Raw genomic sequence first — 1,832 nt, forward strand, 5'->3', positions numbered from 1 at the left:
CTCCCTGACGTCCTGGGCAACAACCGCGAAGCCTTTTCCCGCGTCGCCAGCACGCGCTGCTTCGACACCGGCGTTCAGCGCCAGGAGGTTCGTTTGAAAGGCGATCGCGTCGATGACGCTGATGATCTGCGAAATCTGTTTGGAGGAGTTTTCGATGCGATGCATGGCTCCGATAGCATTGCGTACAACCCGACCGGACATTTCCGCATGATCTCGCATCTGTTGGACGGCTCCGCGCGCCTCGGCCGTCCTCTTTGTGGTCGATGCGACGTTGACGGTTATTTCCTCCAACGCGGCTGCAGTTTCCTCGAGCGAAGCCGCCTGCTGCTCGGTGCGTCTTGAAAGATTTTCAGATGCGGCCGAGACGCCCGAGCTGCCATTCGTGACCGTTTCGACTGAATGGCCGACGGTAACAAGCGCGTGCCGGAGCTGACGAATGGAAGCGTTGAAATCCCCGCGCAACCTTTCAAACTGTGGCGCTAAGGGCTCCTCAATCTCATAAATCAAGTCTCCATCCGCCATCCGCTTCAACCCGGTTGCCAATGCCGTCGTCGCTCGAACGAGGCGCTCTTCTGCTTCTTTTTCAGCCCTTATCTGAATATCCAGCTTCTCTTTCTCAGAACGAATGCGCTCAGCTTCCGCGGATGTCTCCATTTGATTTTTTTGTATGGCCGCGCCGCGGAAAAACTCAAGGCAACGCGCCATGTCCCCGATCTCGTCGCGTCGAATCGTCAAGGGCACCGGCGCCGACATATCGCCTTCTGCTAGTGCCTTCATTCGGCTGGTCAGAGTCCGAATGGAGCTTGAAATTCTCCGAAAGACCGAAATGCACAGAATGAGTACCGTAGACATGATCAGAAGCGTAGCGCCGGAGTAAGCGATAAAGGCATTGCGAAGATCGGCGTACCGCTGAAATGCCATCTCGTCCAGTTTGTCGCCGGTGCGCATTATGAGCTCGGTCAAAAAAGCAGCCCGCTGTTGGGTGATTTCATTCCATCGATCCAACGTCTCAGAGGGGAAGGAAACGCCCGGCTGGTTCGCATACATCTGATCGCGAACGCCCGCGATGAACTTGCCTGCGGCGCTGGCCTCGAAGTCGTCATAAGATTTGACGAGATCGGCAGGGAGAAATTCGTGCATCGCAGGCACGTAAAGCTGCTTTAGATTTTTTGACTGTAAGAGGGACGAAAATAAATCGACGGACATCGCTGAATTTTTGATGTAGGCTCGGCCGGGCCTGATCTCCAGCAAACTAGCTTCCGTGATCTGCATCAGCGCGTGAAAACCCGTAATTTGGCGTGACAAATCCAAATCGTTGACAGTCGCCCCAGTGCGACGGACGAGCTCCAAACCAGCAACGGCAGCTGGGCGCAAGGCAACGGCCCCCTCCGCCTCGCCAGCCGTTCCGTCATCGACGCGCCGGCGGAAGCTATCGATATTCTCCCGCTTTTCACGAATGATCTGCACTGCCCGTTCTATGGCCGGATCGTCAAATGCCTTTTTCCAAGAGTCGTACGCGGAAAAGACCGCTGTAAAAGCCCTGTCCGATGCGGCTCGCTTTGCCCGACGGACGTCGGCGCCTGCAAACGCTTCCGCCGCTATAGCCTGGGCGAGGAATCCGCCTTCCCGCCCAAGTTGATGCGTTGTCTGTGCGCTTCGGAACATAGAGTAATCGTGGTAATATCCCAGTGATGTTGATACTCCGATGAGTACGAACGCCGCCAACGGGATAATTGCCAAAATAATTAAAAGTATAGATAGCGGCAGTCTCGACATATGTTCCTCGTGGACTATAAATTACACCGGATTCCGTTAGCGACGCGGTCAAGAAC

At 55.3% G+C, this 1,832-nt stretch carries 1 protein-coding gene; it reads right to left on the minus strand.

All coding sequences use genetic code 11. From position 1 onward, the window contains the following. A partial coding sequence (locus C9413_RS31760) for a methyl-accepting chemotaxis protein (RefSeq protein ID WP_170251494.1) occupies positions 1-1,776 on the minus strand: 1,776 nt, incomplete at its 3' end. Positions 1,777-1,832 lie beyond the last annotated feature (56 nt).

This window comes from Rhizobium sp. SEMIA 4085 (assembly GCF_013004495.1).
GTDB classification, from domain to species: domain Bacteria; phylum Pseudomonadota; class Alphaproteobacteria; order Rhizobiales; family Rhizobiaceae; genus Rhizobium; species Rhizobium gallicum.